We start from the raw sequence: 18,392 nt of genomic DNA on the forward strand, positions 1-18,392 counted from the left end.
ATCGTTTAATTTTGTAGTAAAATAAACTTGAAGGGAGTGATTTTTGCTTGGAAAACTAAGAGATTACAAAAAGAAGGAAATAAGTTTTTATTTAGTTTTGAAAATGGAGAAGGGATATTAGAAGTAATAAGCAGTAGGATTATAAATGTTTTTGTTCCTATCAAATATAATGAGCACAATTCAAAGGCAATTGAAGACTTAAAAATAATAGAGTCAAATATTACAGAAAAAAGGTTTCAAGATAGGGTAGAGATAGAGACAGATGATGTTATTGCAGTAGTATACGATAATTTTAAAGTTAATTTTTATGATAAAGAAAAAATCCATTATGTTTAGATTATGATGGTGAGAGGAAACCATTTATAAGACGTGGAAATACTTCAATTGCAGAGGGAGAAGGAATAAGCACCCAGGCTGATTTTAAAAAACATAAAATTGAAGTTATAAAAAGATGCTTGGAGATGAATATTTTTACGGCTTTGGAGAAAAAACAGGTCATCTTAATAAAAAGGATACTACTATGAAATGTGGAATACAGATGATCCAAAACCCCACGTTGAAAGCTATACTACACTTTATAAATCCATTCCCTTCTTTATTACATTAAGAGATAATAAGGCTTTTGGAATATTCTTTGACAATACCTTTAAGACATATTTTGATATGGGAAAGGAAAACAGTAATTATTACTATTTTGGAGCAGATGATGGGAACTTAGATTACTATTTTATATATGGTCCAGAAGTTGTAGATGTTATTGATGGATATACATACTTAACAGGAAGAACTCCTCTTCCTCAAATGTGGACACTTGGTTATCAGCAGTGCAGATGGAGTTATTCTCCAGAAAGTAGGGTAATGGAGATTGCAGAAAACTTTAGAAAAAGAAACATTCCCTGTGATGTTATATATCTTGACATTGATTATATGGACGGATATAGAGTATTTACTTGGGATAAGCAAAAATTTAAAGACCCAAAACAATTTACAAAAAGTTAGAGGATATGGGATTTAAGGTTGTTACAATAATTGACCCTGGAGTTAAAAAGGATAAGGGATACTATGTTTATGATGAAGGAATTGAAAATGGATATTTTGCAACCGATAAGGACGGTATACCTTATGTAAATGAAGTTTGGCCAGGTGAATCCCTTTATCCTGACTTCTCAGATAGAAGGGTTAGAAGTTGGTGGTCAGAAAAACAAAAGGTAATGTTAGACAGTGGTGTAGCTGGAATATGGAATGATATGAATGAGCCTGCCTCCTTCCGTGGACCACTTCCAGATGATGTTCAGTTTAAAAATGATGGATTCCCAACAGACCATAGGGAAATACATAATGTATATGGGCATTTAATGTCAAAGGCAACTTATGAGGGAATAAAAGATATTCAAATAAAAGACCATTTGTTATAACAAGGGCGTGTTTTGCAGGAACACAAAAATATTCAACTGTTTGGACTGGAGATAACCACAGCTTTTTGAACATTTAAGAATGGCTGTTCCAATGTTAATAAACTTAGGGCTTTCAGGATTTGCCTTCTGTGGAACAGATGTTGGAGGTTTCCAATTTGATTGTACACCAGAACTTTTATCAAGATGGGTACAACTTGGATGTTTTACACCTCTATTTAGAAACCATTCTTGCGTAAACACAAGAGACCAAGAGCCTTGGGCTTTTGATGAAAAAACAGAAGAAATAAATAGAAGGTATATAAAGCTTAGATATAAATTACTTCCTTATCTTTATGACCTATTTTATCAATCAGAAAATAAGGGACTTCCAATAATGAGGCCTTTATTTATGCACTATATGAATGATAAAAATACCTATGAATTAAACGATGAATTCCTATTTGGTGAAAATATTTTAGTTGCTCCGATATTAGAGCAAGGAAAAAACTTTAGAGCAGTATATTTACCTGAGGGAGTATGGTATGATTATTGGACAGGTGAAAGATTAGAAGGCAAAAGACTGGTTTTAAAAGAGGCTCCAATTGACATTTGTCCGATATACATAAAGGCAGGAAGCATTATTCCAACCTATGAAGAAATGGACTATATTGGAGAAAAGGAATTAAAGGAAGTTGAATTTGAAGTCTATAGAGGAAATGGAAGCTATGTTCATTATGAGGATGATAGAGAGACATTTAATTATAGGGAAGGTAAGTATAATCTCTATAAGATAGCACAGTTTGAACAGGAGAATGTCTTAAACATTCAATTTAGCATTGAATATAAAGGATTCGATATGGGATATAAAAATATAAAGTTTAGACTAAAGAACATTAAAGCAAGTAATGTTAAAGTAAATGATGTTGAAGTTAAACCTGAAGTTGATGGAAATGATACAGTTATTTCTTTAGGCCTAAAAAATTGCAATATAAAGTTATTTATATAGGAAATTAGCCGGCTATTTAGCCGGCTTATACCATATTTTTATAAATCTATATTAAAGGGGAACTATTATGGGGGAAATTTGAGCTTCACTCTACGTATCTAATAATACAGGTTCTATATTAAGATGTTGTTGATAAATTGTAAACATAGTGTAAATAATAATATCAAAATATTTTTACAATAGTTTACAATTTATTTAAGTTAATTTAACTAATAAATAATAAACCTTACATTGAATTTATGATATATTATTTATTGTCATTATAAAATTAAGGAAAGGTGATATTGTGAACATCAAGGAAGTTATGGATATAGCCAGCTTTGCAGGGAGATACTTCTATCAAGTGGTGCAGAAATATATAGGGTTGAGGATACTATAACAAGAATCTGCAACAGCTATGGGGTTGAATGTGAATGTTTTGTTATGCCAACGGGTTTTTCACTAACGGTAAGGAATAAAAATGGAGAAGTTTTGAGTAATGTAAAAAGAATCAGGCATAGAAGTGTAGATCTCCATAGGGTAGAGATGGTTAATACCTTTTCAAGAAGGCTTCTTAATGAAAGGGCTTCATATAAAGAGGCAATGCAGGAGCTAAATAGTATAAAAATATGCCGTATTTTAGTTATAAGCTTCAAATTGTATCATCAGGTTTTGTTGCCTTTGGATTTGCTAAGCTCTTTGGAGGAAGTTTCTTAGATTCATTAGTTGCTTTTATAATAAGTATGTTTATATTTTATATCAAAGACAACATTCAAAGATATGGATTTTTTCAATTTTTGGAGTTTTTTATATCAGGACTTATAGCAGGAGTACTTTCTATAATTGTTGGTAAATTTATATACTATGTAAACATTGATAAAGTAATAATAGGAGCTATTATGACACTTGTTCCAGGTGTTGCAATAACAAATGGTATAAAGGATGCACTGTATGGTGATTTTATATCGAGCTTTGCAAGGCTTATTGAAGCTTCATTTATTGCAATTGCAATAGGCCTTGGTGTTGGTGTTTCATTAATATTACAATTAAGTTGGGTGTGATGTATTATGATGGATTTTGTTTTAGCATTTATAGGAAGCTTTGCGGGTGCAATACTCTTTAATATTGAAAGAAAAAATCTAATTTGGGCTGGAGTATGTGGAGGAATATCTTGGGTTGTATTTAAAATATTTTTTATTCAAACCGAAAGAGTTGTTTTTTCAACTTTTTAGCAGCATTTGTATGTGGGGTATATAGTGAGGCTATGGCAAGAAAACGAAAAACCCCAGCCTTTGTATTTTCCATTCCTGGAATCTATCCGTTAGTTCCTGGTATAACTGCCTATACAACAGTTAGAGCAATAGTTGAAGGAAGGCTTGTATTTGCAGCAAATAAAGGAATAGAAACAATAGGGACTGCCGGTGCAATCGCCTTTGGTATAATGCTGGCATCAACAGTATTTCAATTCTTTTATAAAGTTAACGAAAGATATAAAAATAAGCCTAAGCTTACTTCTTAGGCTTATTTTTGCATTCACTACATATCCCATAAAGCTCAAGCTTATGGTCTAATAGTTCAAAATCTTCATTTTCTATGTTTGATTTAAACATATCAAGAGGGCAAAAATCTATTGCCTTTGTTTTACCACATTTTGTGCAAATTATATGATGGTGGTGGTTATCTACCTCAATAATTTCATAAAAGCAGATACTATGAGCATCCATATTTGTTTTATGTACCAGCTCAAGTTGCTCAAGTATTTCAAGATTTCTATACACTGTTGAAAAATTTGTTTGAGGACATTTATTTTTAGATAGATTTAATATATCTTCAGCAGATAAAAACTTACCAATGTTTTCACATAAAACCTCTAATATAGCTCTTCTTTGATTTGTCATTTTATATCCATTTGATTTTAATATTTCTTCAAGCTGTACAGGTTTCATTTTAACACACTCCAATTTATTTTTCTGGTGGGTATATAAATGAATTAACTATGAAAGCAACAGCAATTCCAATAAGTGTTTCGAAAAATCTCTTATAGCTGTATACAAGTGCGTGCTTATTATCCTTTATATTTAGCATAATTGCTAAAAAACAATTCCTGCCATTGATATAGCATCATTCCATTCAAGCTTATTACATATACATATAAGAACAATTATTCCTACAGCTGAAAAAATTGCATTTGTCGGAAAGAAGGAGGCAAATACAAACCCAAGAATTGCTCCAATTAACGTACCTAAAAGTCTGTTTTTTCCTGCTGTATAAGTTTTTCTAAAGTAGACTGCATACATACAAGTGCAGCAATAGCCGCATAAAAGGGATAATCAAGCTTTAATAAATTTGAAATTATAATTGATAAAAATACAGAAAGTGCAGTTTTCAAATTTCTAAGGCCAATATTCATTGCATCACCTTTACAATTTTGTTTATTAAGATTATTATAATCAAAGACGCATCAATTTTCAAATACAGGTGGTGATAAAGATGAAGATGTGGGGAGACAAAAGATATTATTCTCTTAATTATTTTCTAAGACAGAAGTTTGGAGAGAAGGTTTTTAAAATATCCCTTGATGCAGGTTTTTCCTGTCCTAATAGAGATGGAAAGATATCAAGTGGTGGTTGTATATTTTGCAGTGCAAGGGGTTCGGGAGATTTTGCAGGCTGTGGAGAGGATTTGGAAAAGCAATTTAATGATATAAAAAGTATTATGAATAAAAAGTGGAAGGAAGGAAAATATATTCCTTATTTTCAAGCATATACAAATACCTATGCACCAGTTGATGTATTAAGGCAAAAATATTATAGCGTTCTAAATTTAGAGGGTGTTGTAGGACTTGCAATTGCAACAAGACCAGATTGCTTACCCGATGATGTTCTGGATTTATTAAGTGAAATTAATGAAAAAAATATTTGTGGGTTGAACTTGGTCTTCAAACAATACACGATGATACTGCACAGCTTATAAATAGAGGTTATCCGCTCGAGACATATATTAATGCAGTTGAAAAATTAAAAAAAGGAATATAGATGTAGTAACCCACGTTATACTTGGATTGCCAAAAGAAGATAAAAAAGAATGCTTGAGACGGTTGAATTTGTAGCAAACACTAATACACAAGGAATTAAACTTCATCTTCTTCATCTTATGAAGGGAACAAAGATGGTGGAATTATATGAAAAGGGAGAGCTTAAGTTTTTAGAGATGGAGGAATATGTAGATTTAGTGGTAGATTGTATAGAAAGACTACCAGAAAATATGGTTGTTCATAGAATGACAGGAGACAGTCCAAGGGAGCTTTTAATTGGTCCTATGTGGAGTTTAAAGAAGTGGGAAGTTTTAAATGCAATAGATAGAAGGTTTATCGAAAGAAATACTTGGCAGGGCAGGCTTTCATAATTAATACTTAGGTGAAGGGATTAACAACTATTTAACCTAATTAGTGACAGAAGTCGCCCACTTCTATAAGTGGGTGAGGATGTTGAATAGTAATGAACCTTCACCTTTTAAATATTTTGAAGAAAAATTTTAATAAAAAACTTGAAATAATTATTGTTTTAGTAGAAAATAGTAAATATATAAAAATAAATACATAAATAGAAAAAATAAAAATATATTTGTTTTAGAAAAACAAAAAGGAGTGAAATTATGTATAAAAACTCTATAGGTCCAGGACAGAAAGGATGATAGCAGGGGTTTGTGGAGGAATTGCAAACTATTTTGAAATTGACCCTACATTGGTAAGATTAGGTTGGGTTTTTGCTACATTTCTTGGAGGTTCAGGCATTTTGGCCTATATTATATGTGCTATAGTTATTCCACTTGAGCCTATTGAATAATTTTTTAGGGGGTATAAAATGTATTCAAATGTTGTTGCCTATTATAAAAACATTAATTTAAAAGGGATGGGGTAAAGTTAACAGTACTATATGGTGTACTAACAGGTTTTGTAGTTGAGACAATTATTTATATTCTCGATTTTTTAGGACTTGTTGACTTATCATTGTTTCAGAATACAGGTGTACAGTCGGTTTTAGAGAAGAGTATTTTCTTAGCGATGATGTTAACTCTTGTAATGTCACCAGTTTTAGAAACGATTATTTTTCAGTTTGGTATCTTTGAAATATTATATGGAATAATTGGTGCATTTAAAAGAAATAAAACTAAATGGAATACCTTAATACCTGCTACAATAACAGTTACATTGTTTGCATTTGCTCACAATTTTTCAATGGCGTATATTATTATAATATTTTTACCTTCGGTATTATTTCAAATTACTTATATAAAATTTAGAACTGAACAGAAAATGTCAAGGGCGATAATGTTTACTATGCTTCAACATTTTATCTATAACGCTTCAACAGTCGTATTTTCAATGATCTATTATCTAATATTTAAGTAATGTGGGGGATATTTATGTTCAAGAAAAGTTTAAAGATGATTTTTACAGAGCCTCTTTTAGTGATTCCATTATTTTTATGTAACCTTTTAGGTAATTTAAAACTTCCAATAAAAAAGATATACAACTTGAATATGGCTTTGATTTTAATAGTATAGTTCAAGCCTATTCAAAACAAATTAAGTTTGCACTTTTAATTTTAGTTTTGATGGTTTTAGTTTCGCCCTACCTTATAGCTTGGACTAATTTGATGATTAAAGATAGAGTTTTAAAGAATAAAGTTGATTTTAGAGAAAGTTTTAAGAGCTCTTCAAACTACTATCTTAGAATATTAGTTGTAGTATTGTCGTTAATGGGTGCACTAATAGTTTATCTATTTATGTCTGTGTTTATAATAGGCATACTTTATGTTACAACTAAGGGTTCTTTAGGAGTTTTTATAATAGGAAATTTATTTTTATATTAATATTAGTTTTTCTTGGTATATTAGTAACACCTGTGATTCCAATTATTGTTGTTGATAATGAAGGATTTACAGGAGCCTTTAAAAAATCCTTTAAGTTTGGTTTTTCAAATTTATTTAATATATTAGGAGTTTTCCTATTTTATATTGTTATAGGTGCAGTAGTAGGCTTGGTATTTAGTAAAGTTCCATTTGTTCAAACACTTGTTAATTCCTATATGGTAACTTTAGTAACAGTTTATGTGGTAAATAAATATATAGAAGATAATGTTGGGTATAAAGAGAATACAGAGGAAGTTACTATAAATAATGATAGTACAACATTAGAATAAGGGGGCAAGTGCCCTTTTTATTTTGTAAAAGTTTAGAAGTTAATTTTACAAACAAAATATTAACAAACTTACAATTAATTGACTTTAATTACTGGAACAATTAAAATAATTATGTATATTTTGGTAAAAAGTCAGATTAATTACTTGACAGAATGATTTAATTTTATTATACTTTGATTATAAAAATATTTGATAATCAAAGTATTGAGGTGGTACTGTGTCAAAGTCATATTCTGTACTAAATGAACTTTTGGTGGAACTATTTAACGATATACTTATGATTGAACAGCAGGCGTTAAAATCAAAGGACTTTAACGATTTATCAATTACAGAAATCCATACAATAGAGGCAATTGGAATGTATGGAGATAAGACTATGTCTGAAGTTGCAGAGAAGTTAAACATAACTGTCGGAACACTTACAGTTGCAGTAAATAACCTTGAGAAAAAGGATATGTAGAGAGAAAGCGTTCAGAAGAGGATAGAAGAATTGTTTTTGTACACCTTACCAACAAAGGTAAACTTGCTTATAGAATGCACGAAAAGTTTCACAGTGCAATGATAAATGAGGTAATTGAGGGGCTTACTGATGAAGAAGAAAAGATTTTAATAAGTTCCCTTGAAAAATTAAATAACTTTTTTAAAGTAAGGCTTAAAAAAATAGGTGGTGATGAATAGATGAAGTTAATTGGTATAGGAAGCTGTGTTCCAGAGAGGGTTGTGACAAATGATGAACTTTCTCAATATGTTGATACATCAGATGAATGGATAGTAACAAGAACTGGAATAAAGGAAAGAAGATTGACACTTGGACAAAACACCTCAGACCTTGGAAGTATTGCAGCACAGAGGGCAATAGATATGGCAAAAATAAAGCCTGAGGAGATAGACCTTATAATTGTATCAACAGTAACACCCGATTATTTTACTCCATCAACAGCCTGCGTAATACAAAAAATATAGGTGCGAAAAATGCAGCTTGTTTTGATTTGAATGCGGGTTGTACAGGACTAATATATGCACTTGTTACAGCAGAGGCAATGCTTAAATCACTTAACTACAGATACGCACTTATTGTTGGTGCAGAAACACTTTCAAAGATAGTTGATTGGAATGACAGAAATACCTGCGTTTTATTTGGAGATGGAGCTTCTGCTTGTGTAGTGGAGGCATCTGAAGATGGTGTTTTAAGTATGTTTCTTTCATCAGATGGAGAAAAGGGAAAATATCTTGAATGTAATGGATTGCCCTTAAGAAATGTTTTATTAAAGAACGCGTGGGATAGTTTTGTAAGGATGGATGGAAGGGAAGTATTTAAGTTTGCAACAAATGCAATTGTAAAGTGCATAGATATTCTTTTAAAAAATGCTAATTTACAAAAAGAAGATATATCTTATGTGGTTCCACACCAGGCAAATGTTAGAATAATTGACTATGCAGCAGAAAAAACAGGTATAGGAAAAGAAAAATTCTACGTAAACATAGATAAATATGGTAATACATCATCTGCAAGTATAGGAATAGCCCTTTGTGAAATGCAAGAAAAGGGAATGTTAAAAAGAATGACAAGGTTGTTTTGGTTGGCTTTGGAGGAGGATTAACCTCAGGAGGCCTTATAATAAATTGGAGTATATAAGGAGGAATTACAATGTTTGAAAAGATAAGAAATATAATAGCAGAACAATTAAATGTAGATGAAAATGAAATAACAGAGGAAACATCATTTGTTGATTTAGGAGTAGATTCATTAGACCTATTCCAAATACTAATAAGTCTTGAGGATGAATTTGGAATTGAAATTCCAAATGAAGATGCAGAAGGTATAAAAACAGTGAAGGATGTAGTAGATTACATAAAGGAAAGAATAGGTGAGGAATAATGATAAAAACAAAGCTATGTGAACTTTTAAATATAGAACATCCTATTATCCAGGGTGGGATGGCCTGGATTGCAGACAGTAGCCTTGCAGCTGCTGTCTCAAATGCAGGTGGACTTGGAATTATTGCAGCAGGAAACGCACCAGCAGAAATAGTAAGGGAAGAAATAAGAAAGGCAAAAAAATAACCGATAAACCCTTTGGTGTAAATATAATGCTTTTAAGTCCTTATGCAGAGGAGATAGCAAGGGTTGTATGTGAAGAAAAGGTAGCAGTAGTCACAACGGGTGCAGGAAATCCAGGGAAGTATGTTGAAATGTGGAAGGGAAATAATATAAAGGTAATACCAGTTGTTCCTTCTGTTGCACTTGCAAAGAGAATGGAAAGAAGTGGAGTAGATGCAGTAATAGCAGAGGGACACGAGTCTGGAGGACACATAGGAGAACTTACGACTATGGCACTTGTACCACAGGTTGTTGATGCTGTTTCAATACCTGTTGTTGCAGCAGGAGGTATAGCCGACGGTAGAGGCCTTTTAGCAGCTTTATCTTTAGGGGCTGTAGGAGTACAAATGGGAACAAGATTTTTAGTAGCAAAGGAATGTAATGTTCATCAAAACTACAAACAGAGAGTCTTATCAGCAAAGGATATTGACACAGTAATTACAGGCTTATCGACAGGACATCCAGTTCGTTCCTTAAGAAATAGATTTACAAGAGAGCTTCTAAATATCGAAAAGCAAGGACTAGATGCTGAAATTTTTGAACAAAAGGCTGCAGGATCTTTAAAAAGAGCAGCAATAGATGGAGATACTGACTTTGGTTCTGTAATGGCAGGTCAAGTATCAGGACTTGTAAAAAAGGAACAAACTTGTAGTGAAATTATCGAGGAAATAATAAATGAGGCTTCAATCCTTTATAAAGCCTTAGGTGGGATGGTGAAATAAATGAAGATAGCCTATTTATTTGCAGGACAGGGAAGTCAATATTTAAATATGGGTAGAGAACTTTATGAATTAAAGGAAGGTAGAGAAGTTTTTGATAGAATAAATTCTTGTATTGACGTAGATGTAGCAAAACTTTGCTTTGAAGAACAAGACAATTTAAATAAAACAGAATATGCACAAATTGCAATATTTACTGTAAGTATGGCGGCATTAAATATTTTAAAGTATAAGGGAATAGAAGTAGAGGCAGCAATAGGGCTTAGTCTTGGAGAATATTCAGCCCTCTGTTTTGCAGGAAGTTTTACGTTAGAGGATGGTGCAAAACTTGTTAGAAAAAGAGGACAAATAATGCAAAGGTATGCAGAAAAAACAAAAGGTACTATGGCTGCGATAGTAGGACTTGAGGAAACTGAAGTCTGTGAAATTTGCAAAAGCAGAAGGTGTAGGATTTGTTAGAGCTGCAAACTTTAATTGTCCAAAGCAGGTTGTTATAGCAGGAGAAGAAGAGGCGATACTCAAAGCAATGCAGATTGCAGAAGAAAAAGGAGCAAGAGCTGTAAAACTTAATGTAAGTGGAGCTTTTCATACAGAAATGCTAAAGGATGCAGGTGAGGAATTTTATAGTGTATTAAAGGATATAGATATAAGTCTTCCTAATAAGAAGATAGTTTCAAACTTATATGGTGATTATTATAAGGAAGATTGTGATATAAAGACAATTTTAAAAAGGCAGATGACGTCTCCAGTATACTTTGAAAAGGGCGTAAGAAAATTAATTCAAGATGGATATGATACATTTATTGAACTTGGTCCATCTAAGGTTTTAAGTGGATTTGTAAAGAAGATAGATAGAAAACTAACAACACTTAATGTAGAAGATATAAAATCTCTTGAAAAACACTTGAGTATATTGGAGGTGAGTAATATGAAAGTAGCAATAATAACTGGTGCAAGCCGTGGAATAGGAAGGGCTATATCAAGTGAGCTTGCAAAGATGGGGATAAACTTAGTTTTAAACTATAGAAAAAGTGAAGATGATGTTAAAGAGACAATTGAAGAAACAAAAATATGGTGTAGAAGTTTTAGCTGTTAAGGCAGATGTAAGTAACTATGATGATGCAAAAAGATTGTAGATGAAGCAGTAAATAAATTTGGAAGAATAGACATACTTGTAAATAATGCAGGTATAACAAAGGATACATTAATTTTAAGAATGAAGGAAGAGGATTTTGATTCAGTAATAGACGTTAATCTTAAGGGAACCTTTAATATGATAAAACACGCAGCACCTTACATAATGAAATCCGATGCAGGTAGGATAGTTAATGTATCTTCAGTAATAGGTTTAATTGGAAATGTTGGTCAGGCAAACTATGCATCTTCAAAGGCGGGTGTTATAGGGCTTACTAAATCTGTTGCTAAAGAGCTTGCTTCAAGAGGTGTTACAGTAAATGCTGTTGCACCTGGGTATATAGATACAGATATGACAAAGGTTTTAAGTGACAAGGTTAAAGAGGGAATAAAAATTTAATACCTTTAAAGAGAGTTGGAACTGTAGAGGATGTTGCAAATTTAGTAGGGTTTTTAGTTTCAGAAAAGGCGTCATATATAACAGGACAGGTTATAAATGTTGATGGTGGAATGGTTATGTAGGAGGTGTAGTATGAATAGAGTTGTTGTAACTGGACTTGGAGCCGTAACTCCACTTGGAAATAATGTAAGGGATTTTTGGAATGGTCTTAAGGAAGGTAGAAATGCTATAGATTTTATAAAATCTTTTGATAATCAAAATTTCAAGGCTAAACTGGCGGCAGAAGTTAACATAAATGCAGAAGACTATCTTGATAAAAAGAAGCAAGAAGAATTGATAGATTTACACAATTTGCTCTTATTGCAGCAAATGAGGCAGTATTAGACTCAGGACTTGATATTGAAAATGTGGATAAATACAGATTCGGCGTTGTGTTAGGTTCTGGTGTTGGAGGAATTAAAACACTTGAGAATGAACATAGTATACTTTTAGAGAAGGGTCCAGGAAGAGTATCACCATATTTTATACCAATGATGATTAGCAATCTTGCAGCAGGAAATGTTGCAATAAAGTTTGGTGCAAAGGGAATAGCAAATACAGTTGTTACAGCCTGTGCATCAGGAACCAATGCTATAGGTGAAGCCTTCAGATTAATTAAATTAGGATTGCTTGATGTTGTAATAACAGGGGAACTGAAGCAGCAATAACTCCTCTTGCTCTTGCAGGATTTAGTTCTTTAAAGGCGTTAAGTTTTAGCCAAGATAAAAATAGGGCGTCAATCCCATTTGATAAGGAAAGAGAAGGATTTGTAATGGGAGAAGGAAGTGGAATTCTAATACTTGAGAGCTTGGAACACGCACTAAAAGAGGAGCAAAGATATATGCAGAGGTTGTAGGCTATGGTGCAACCTGTGATGCGTATCATATTACAGCACCAGTTGAAACAGGTGAAGGTGCAGCCTGTGCTATGGATATGGCAATAAAAGAGGCAGAAATTGATGTGACCTGTGTAGATTATATTAATGCCCACGGAACAAGTACACCTTATAATGATAAGATTGAGACAACAGCAATTAAGAGACTTTTAAGGAGCACGCCTATAAGGTAGCTGTTAATTCAACAAAATCAATGATAGGGCATCTTCTTGGTGCAGCTGGTGCAGTTGAGGCGATAGTATGCGTAAAATCTATTCAGGAGGATTTTGTACATCCGACTATAAATTTAAACGTTAAGGATGAAGACTGTGACTTAGACTATGTACCAAATACGGGACGCAGTATGAGGGTAAATTATGCTCTATCCAACTCTTTAGGTTTTGGTGGACATAATGCCAGCATATTATTAAAGAAATGGGAAGGTTGATATTATGGATACAAAAACTTCAGGAACTTATTGAATGTGTAAGCAATTCAAATTTAACATATTTTGAGGTTGAAGAGAGCGGTATAAAAATAATAATGAAAAAGAATGTGAAGGTGTTGTAATAAAGGAAGTTCCAAGATTTGAAAAGGCAATTTCAGCAGACAAAGTTGAAGAAAAATCCTATGAAAAAACAGAGAAGGCAACAATACAGGAAATTAGGGATGAGATAGTTGTAAAATCACCTATGGTTGGTACCTTCTATAGTGCACCATCACCAGAATCAGAAGCCTTTGTTAAAGTAGGCCAAAGGGTAAAAAAGGAGATATACTCTGTATAATTGAGGCTATGAAGATAATGAATGAAATCGAAGCAGAGATTGATGGTATAGTTGCGGCGGTTTGTGTTCAAAATGGCGAGATGGTAGAATACGGTCAAGCACTCTTTAGAATTCAAAAGGAAGGTGAATGATGTGCTAACAATTAATGATATAAAAAAATAATTCCACATAGATACCCTTTTTGCTTGTGGATAGAGTGGATGAACTTGAGGCAGGAAAAAGGGCAGTTGGATATAAAAATGTTACGTTTAATGAGTATTTTTTTCAAGGGCATTTTGAACAAGAACCTGTAATGCCAGGAGTTTTAATAATTGAAGCACTTGCTCAGGTTGGTGCTATAGCAGTTTTATCCCACGAGGATTATAAGGGTAAGATGGCATACTTTGGTGGAATTAACAATGCAAAGTTTAGAAGAAAGGTAGTTCCTGGGGATGTTTTAAGACTTGAAGTAGAGATGGTTAAACTAAAGTCAAGGGCAGGAGTTGGAAGAGCTATTGCCTACGTTGGTGATGAGATTGCCTGTGAAGCAGAGATTATGTTTATTACAGCATAGGCTGGAGGTTAATTATGAAAAGGATACTTGTTGCAAATAGAGGTGAAATAGCTGTTAGAATAATAAGGGCTTGTAGAGAATTAGGAATTGAGACGATTGCTGTATATTCTGAGGCAGATACTAATTGTCTACACGCACATCTTGCAGACCACGCAATATGTATTGGTCCAGCTAAATCGAAGGACAGCTATTTAAATATGCAAAACATATTAACAGCAGCTTTAATGACTGGATGTGAAGCAATACACCCAGGTTATGGTTTTTATCTGAAAACAGTAGATTTTCAAAGATGTGTGAAGAGTGTGGTATTAAATTTATAGGACCATCTCCTGAATCAATATCTCTTATGGGAAATAAATCAGTTGCAAAGGAAACAATGAAGGCTGCTGGAGTTCCTGTAGTTCCAGGTTCAGACGGTGCTGTAAAATCATTAGACGAGGGATTTAGGATTGCTAAAAAATAGGCTTCCCCGTTATGATAAAGGCCTCTGCTGGAGGTGGAGGTAGAGGAATGAGACTTGTTTTTAAAGAGGAGGATTTTGCACAAAACTTTACCTCAGCAAAACAAGAAGCAGAGGCTGCCTTTTCAGATGGAAGTTTATATATTAGAAAAATATATAGAAAAACCAAGACATATTGAGTTTCAAATACTTGCGGATGAGTATGGTAATGTGGTTCATTTAGGAGAAAGAGACTGTTCTATTCAAAGAAGAAATCAAAAGGTTATAGAGGAGGCACCAAGTTCTCTTTTAAGTGATGCTTTAAGAAAAAGTATGGGAGAGGCTGCAATATCTGCGGCAAAGGCTGTGAATTATAAAAATGCAGGAACAATTGAGTTTCTCTTAGATATGTATGGAAATTTTTATTTTATGGAGATGAATACAAGAATACAGGTTGAGCATCCTGTTACAGAGCTTGTAACGGGTATAGATTTAATAAAGGAACAAATTAAAATAGCAATGGGAGAAAGACTGAGGTTTTCACAGGATGACATAAAAATAAAGGGACACGCCATAGAGTGTAGAATTAATGCTGAAAATCCAGATAAAAATTTTATGCCATCACCTGGCGAAATAAAGAGATTGATAGTTCCATCTGGTTTTGGAGTGAGGTTTGATAGCCATATTTATCAGGGATATAAGATACCACCCCATTATGATTCAATGATAGGTAAACTAATTGTTTATGGGGAAACAAGGCAAGAGGCTATAAGTAGGATGAATAGAGCATTATATGAACTAATAATTGATGGGATTGATACAAATATAGAATTTCTAAGTAAAATAATAAATCATAGAGACTTTATAGAAGGAAACTATGATACATCCTTTATTAAGAAAAATTTTAATATTTAGGGGTGACAGTATGATTGACAATATGTTTGATAGAAAAAAGAGATTTTTATGATAATGTATCTGTAAAAATAGATATACCTGATGGATTATGGATAAAATGTGATAGATGTAAAAGATTATATATAAGGATGATTTAGTTTCATCCCTTTATGTATGCACAAGTTGTGGATATCATTTTAGAATTACTGCACCCCAAAGAATAGAGATGCTCTGTGATGAAGGAAGTTTTGAAGAAATTGATAGGGATCTTGTAGGAGAGGATCCTTTAAACTTTCCAGGGTATCAGGAAAAGTTAAATAAAATTAGAGAAGAAACAGGATTGAAGGAAGCTGTCATAACTGGATTTGGTAAAATAGAGGGAATAGAAGTAGCACTTGGAGTTATGGATAATAGATTCTTGATGGGCAGTATGGGATATGCTGTTGGAGAGAAAATAACAAGGCTTGTATATAAGTCAATCGAAAAAGAACTCCCCTTATTATATTTACAACATCAGGTGGAGCAAGAATGCAGGAGGGAATTGTATCCCTAATGCAGATGGCAAAAACCAGTGCTGCACTTGCAAGACACAACAAAGAGGGACTTTTATACATATCCTACTTAACAGATCCTACAACAGGAGGAGTTTCTGCCAGCTTTGCAATGCTGGGAGATATTATACTTGCAGAACCAGGTGCCTTAATTGGTTTTGCTGGTCCAAGAGTTATAGAGCAAACTATAAGACAGAGGCTTCCAGAAGGGTTTCAGACAGCAGAATTCTTACTGAAACACGGATTTGTTGATAGGGTTGTAGATAGAAGGGATATGAGAAATATGATAAACAGCTTATTAAAAATGCACTTGGGGGTGAGGTAATGTCTATATTAGAATTAGATAAAAGATAGAGGAGCTGGAGGTTAAAATAGAGGAACTAAGAAAGATTTCAACTGAAAATAATATTGACTTAACAAGTGAAATAGAAAAATGGAAATGAAGCTCCTTGAACTTAGAAATGATTTGTCAGGTAAACTTACCCCTTGGGATAGAGTTGTCTTAGCAAGAATGAATGACAGACCCACAAGCCTTGATTATATAGAAATGATATTTGATGAGTTTATTGAATTGCACGGAGATAGATTATATGGAGATGATCCAGCAATTGTTGGAGGAATTGCTACATTAAATGGAATACCCGTTACGGTAATTGGAGAACAAAAGGGCAGAAATACAAAGGAAAATCTCTATAGGAACTTTGGAATGCCTCACCCTGAAGGATACAGAAAGGCCCTTAGGCTTATGAAACAGGCACAAAAGTTTAAAAGACCTATTATAACATTTATAGATACTCCAGGTGCCTACTGTGGAATAGGTGCAGAGGAAAGAGGACAGGCAGAAGCTATAGCAAGAAACTTAATGGAGATGTCTACTATAGATACACTAAAGATTGCAATAGTTATAGGAGAAGGCTCAAGTGGAGGCGCCCTTGCAATATCTGTAGCTGATGAAATTTGGATGCTTGAAAATGCTGTCTATTCTATTTTATCTCCTGAAGGTTTTGCAAGTATTCTTTGGAAGGATGCATCACGAGCTAAGGAGGCTGCTGATGTTATGAAGATGACAGCCTATGATTTAAAGGAACTTGGAATTATAAGCAGGATAATAAAGGAACCAGTAGGGGAGCCCACAAAGCACCTCAATTGGTGGCAGAGGAGATAAAGAAGAATTTAATAGAAGTGTTAAAAAATAGGTCGCATTTGTGACCTATTTTAATTTAAATATGAATTATTATAGACAAGTTGTAAAAATATTCGTATAATGGAGTTGATTAAATAAGATAGGGTGATGTTTATGCCAGTAACTATAAATGATGTTGCTAAAGAGGCAGGGGTATCTATTACAACAGTCTCGAGAGTTATAAATGGGAATTATCCTGTAAAGCAAGAAACAAGACAAAGGGTTGAGGAGGCAATAAAGAAACTAAATTTTCAACCTAATCTAATTGCAAGAAGTCTTGTCTGTAGAAAAACAAATAGTGTAGGTATTGTTATACCGAGTATAACGAATATGTATTTTACAGAGGTTGTAGATGGTATAGAAAAATATGCCAGAACCAATGGTTACGATATCTTTTTAAATATTACAAATGGAGAAGCAAAGGCAGAAATAAATGCAGTAAATAAATTTATAGAAAGATATGTAGATGGAATAATAGTTGTAGACCCACAGACAGAAAATATACTTTCAGGCTTTTATAATGAAATAGTAAATACAGTTCCTGTAGTTTTTGTAAATGGATATCATCAGGAGATAGATTTAAGTTTTGTTATAAGTAATGAGGAAAACGGCTTTAAAAATGCCCTAAAACATCTGAATAAGACAGGGCATAAGAATATAATATTTGTTAGAGGTGAAAGCAGCTATTCTTATGATTTAAAGGAAAATATATACAAAAATTTATTAAAAATATTGAAAGTAGAGAATACATTTTAACAGTTAATGGTGGAAATAGTATTGAAGTTGTTGAAAATACTAAAAAATCAATACTACGCTTAAACAGTGAAATAAAAATAGGAAAGGATTTTACTGCACTTATTGCCTGCAACGACCTTATGGCAACAGGTGCCTTAAATGCCTGCCTCGAACTTGGGATTAAGGTGCCAGATGAATTTTCTATAATTGGATTTGATAATATCATTCTATCCCAAATGACAACTCCAAAGCTGACAACAGTTGATCAAAATATGAAAAAGCTTGGTGAAAAGTCAGCAGAAATGCTGTTTAGTTATATAGAATCGGGATACGAAGCTGATAAGGTACTAATTAATACAAAACTAATTCTTAGGGAAAGTTGTAAGGTATAAAGGTCTCAAAAT

At 33.1% G+C, this 18,392-nt stretch carries 17 protein-coding genes and 14 pseudogenes; 28 read left to right on the forward strand and 3 right to left on the reverse strand.

The window, feature by feature from the left end; all coding sequences use genetic code 11:
- The first annotated feature begins 36 nt into the window (after positions 1-36).
- The 6 genes and pseudogenes from PL321_RS21330 to PL321_RS10195 all read left to right on the forward strand — a co-directional run bounded on the left by PL321_RS21330 (position 37) and on the right by PL321_RS10195 (position 3,898).
- Positions 37-336 carry a hypothetical protein gene (locus PL321_RS21330; protein ID WP_443110652.1) on the forward strand — a complete coding sequence of 100 codons (300 nt, stop codon included), beginning with the start codon at positions 37-39 and terminating at the stop codon, positions 334-336.
- Between the two features lie 115 nt (positions 337-451).
- A pseudogene (locus PL321_RS21335) lies at positions 452-1,492 on the forward strand (TIM-barrel domain-containing protein).
- A 2-nt stretch (positions 1,493-1,494) separates the two neighbouring features.
- The gene (locus tag PL321_RS21340) at positions 1,495-2,400 is read left to right on the forward strand and encodes a glycoside hydrolase family 31 protein (RefSeq protein ID WP_443110653.1); all 906 of its coding nucleotides are present in this window, start codon (positions 1,495-1,497) and stop codon (positions 2,398-2,400) included.
- 330 nt (positions 2,401-2,730) lie between these two features.
- Positions 2,731-3,096 (forward strand): threonine/serine exporter family protein, encoded by a 366-nt coding sequence (locus PL321_RS21345; RefSeq protein ID WP_443110773.1) that lies wholly within the window; start codon positions 2,731-2,733, stop codon positions 3,094-3,096.
- A complete protein-coding gene (locus PL321_RS10190) occupies positions 3,009-3,440 on the forward strand; it encodes a threonine/serine exporter family protein (RefSeq protein ID WP_273961949.1) in 432 nt (143 codons plus the stop codon). Before PL321_RS21345 ends, PL321_RS10190 begins: the two co-directional genes overlap by 88 nt.
- Before the next feature lie 9 nt (positions 3,441-3,449).
- A pseudogene (locus PL321_RS10195) lies at positions 3,450-3,898 on the forward strand (threonine/serine exporter family protein).
- On the opposite strand, the gene PL321_RS10200 reads toward PL321_RS10195, so the two are convergent.
- From PL321_RS10200 to PL321_RS21350, 3 genes and pseudogenes are all read right to left on the reverse strand, one after another.
- Positions 3,888-4,325 carry a Fur family transcriptional regulator gene (locus PL321_RS10200; protein ID WP_273961950.1) on the reverse strand — a complete coding sequence of 146 codons (438 nt, stop codon included), beginning with the start codon at positions 4,323-4,325 and terminating at the stop codon, positions 3,888-3,890. The pseudogene PL321_RS10195 and the gene PL321_RS10200 overlap by 11 nt on opposite strands.
- Positions 4,326-4,341: 16 nt before the next feature.
- Positions 4,342-4,464: a hypothetical protein gene (locus PL321_RS10205; protein ID WP_273961951.1), complete on the reverse strand. Its 123-nt coding sequence runs from the start codon at positions 4,462-4,464 to the stop codon at positions 4,342-4,344.
- A 5-nt stretch (positions 4,465-4,469) separates the two neighbouring features.
- A pseudogene (locus tag PL321_RS21350) lies at positions 4,470-4,789 on the reverse strand (FUSC family protein).
- Between the two features lie 80 nt (positions 4,790-4,869).
- Here PL321_RS21350 and PL321_RS10220 point away from each other — a divergent pair.
- The 22 genes and pseudogenes from PL321_RS10220 (at position 4,870) to PL321_RS10325 (ending at position 18,380) form a co-directional block, all read left to right on the forward strand.
- Positions 4,870-5,784, forward strand: a pseudogene (locus tag PL321_RS10220) (TIGR01212 family radical SAM protein).
- Between the two features lie 269 nt (positions 5,785-6,053).
- Positions 6,054-6,224 (forward strand): annotated as a pseudogene (locus PL321_RS10225) (PspC domain-containing protein); the annotation flags it as partial.
- 164 nt (positions 6,225-6,388) lie between these two features.
- Positions 6,389-6,790: a CPBP family glutamic-type intramembrane protease gene (locus tag PL321_RS10230; RefSeq protein WP_273961954.1), complete on the forward strand. Its 402-nt coding sequence runs from the start codon at positions 6,389-6,391 to the stop codon at positions 6,788-6,790.
- A 14-nt stretch (positions 6,791-6,804) separates the two neighbouring features.
- Positions 6,805-6,945 carry a hypothetical protein gene (locus PL321_RS10235; RefSeq protein ID WP_273961955.1) on the forward strand — a complete coding sequence of 47 codons (141 nt, stop codon included), beginning with the start codon at positions 6,805-6,807 and terminating at the stop codon, positions 6,943-6,945.
- A 47-nt stretch (positions 6,946-6,992) separates the two neighbouring features.
- The gene (locus PL321_RS10240; protein WP_273961956.1) at positions 6,993-7,253 is read left to right on the forward strand and encodes a hypothetical protein; all 261 of its coding nucleotides are present in this window, start codon (positions 6,993-6,995) and stop codon (positions 7,251-7,253) included.
- Between the two features lie 32 nt (positions 7,254-7,285).
- Positions 7,286-7,582 carry a hypothetical protein gene (locus tag PL321_RS10245; RefSeq protein ID WP_273961957.1) on the forward strand — a complete coding sequence of 99 codons (297 nt, stop codon included), beginning with the start codon at positions 7,286-7,288 and terminating at the stop codon, positions 7,580-7,582.
- A 277-nt stretch (positions 7,583-7,859) separates the two neighbouring features.
- A pseudogene (locus tag PL321_RS10250) lies at positions 7,860-8,260 on the forward strand (MarR family winged helix-turn-helix transcriptional regulator).
- Positions 8,261-9,218, forward strand: a pseudogene (locus PL321_RS10255) (beta-ketoacyl-ACP synthase III).
- Between the two features lie 12 nt (positions 9,219-9,230).
- Positions 9,231-9,461 (forward strand): acyl carrier protein, encoded by a 231-nt coding sequence (acpP, locus tag PL321_RS10260; RefSeq protein WP_273961958.1) that lies wholly within the window; start codon positions 9,231-9,233, stop codon positions 9,459-9,461.
- Positions 9,461-10,404 (forward strand): annotated as a pseudogene (gene fabK, locus PL321_RS10265) (enoyl-[acyl-carrier-protein] reductase FabK). The gene acpP and the pseudogene fabK overlap by 1 nt, the downstream one beginning before the upstream one ends.
- Positions 10,405-10,860, forward strand: coding sequence for an ACP S-malonyltransferase (locus PL321_RS10270; RefSeq protein ID WP_273961959.1), 456 nt, complete (start codon positions 10,405-10,407; stop codon positions 10,858-10,860).
- Positions 10,823-11,935 (forward strand): annotated as a pseudogene (locus tag PL321_RS10275) (SDR family NAD(P)-dependent oxidoreductase). Before PL321_RS10270 ends, PL321_RS10275 begins: the two are co-directional and overlap by 38 nt.
- Complete coding sequence (locus PL321_RS10280) at positions 11,935-12,057, forward strand: SDR family oxidoreductase (RefSeq protein ID WP_273964517.1); 123 nt, start codon at positions 11,935-11,937, stop codon at positions 12,055-12,057. The pseudogene PL321_RS10275 and the gene PL321_RS10280 overlap by 1 nt, the downstream one beginning before the upstream one ends.
- A gap of 10 nt (positions 12,058-12,067) precedes the next feature.
- Positions 12,068-13,296: pseudogene (gene fabF, locus PL321_RS10285) on the forward strand (beta-ketoacyl-ACP synthase II).
- A complete protein-coding gene (locus PL321_RS10290) occupies positions 13,293-13,418 on the forward strand; it encodes a hypothetical protein (RefSeq protein ID WP_273961960.1) in 126 nt (41 codons plus the stop codon). The pseudogene fabF and the gene PL321_RS10290 overlap by 4 nt, the downstream one beginning before the upstream one ends.
- A gap of 223 nt (positions 13,419-13,641) precedes the next feature.
- Positions 13,642-13,764, forward strand: coding sequence for an acetyl-CoA carboxylase biotin carboxyl carrier protein (locus PL321_RS10295; protein ID WP_273961961.1), 123 nt, complete (start codon positions 13,642-13,644; stop codon positions 13,762-13,764).
- A gap of 27 nt (positions 13,765-13,791) precedes the next feature.
- A pseudogene (fabZ, locus tag PL321_RS10300) lies at positions 13,792-14,186 on the forward strand (3-hydroxyacyl-ACP dehydratase FabZ).
- Between the two features lie 11 nt (positions 14,187-14,197).
- Positions 14,198-15,540: pseudogene (locus PL321_RS10305) on the forward strand (acetyl-CoA carboxylase biotin carboxylase subunit).
- A 14-nt stretch (positions 15,541-15,554) separates the two neighbouring features.
- Positions 15,555-16,395 (forward strand): annotated as a pseudogene (gene accD, locus PL321_RS10310) (acetyl-CoA carboxylase, carboxyltransferase subunit beta).
- Positions 16,395-17,202 (forward strand): annotated as a pseudogene (locus PL321_RS10315) (acetyl-CoA carboxylase carboxyltransferase subunit alpha); the annotation flags it as partial. The pseudogenes accD and PL321_RS10315, both read left to right, overlap by 1 nt.
- 165 nt (positions 17,203-17,367) lie before the next feature.
- Positions 17,368-18,009: a LacI family DNA-binding transcriptional regulator gene (locus PL321_RS10320; RefSeq protein ID WP_273961962.1), complete on the forward strand. Its 642-nt coding sequence runs from the start codon at positions 17,368-17,370 to the stop codon at positions 18,007-18,009.
- 71 nt (positions 18,010-18,080) lie between these two features.
- Positions 18,081-18,380 carry a substrate-binding domain-containing protein gene (locus PL321_RS10325; RefSeq protein WP_337961150.1) on the forward strand — a complete coding sequence of 100 codons (300 nt, stop codon included), beginning with the start codon at positions 18,081-18,083 and terminating at the stop codon, positions 18,378-18,380.
- Positions 18,381-18,392 lie beyond the last annotated feature (12 nt).

It is taken from the genome of Caloramator sp. mosi_1, assembly GCF_028622835.1.
GTDB lineage: Bacteria > Bacillota > Clostridia > Clostridiales > Caloramatoraceae > Thermobrachium.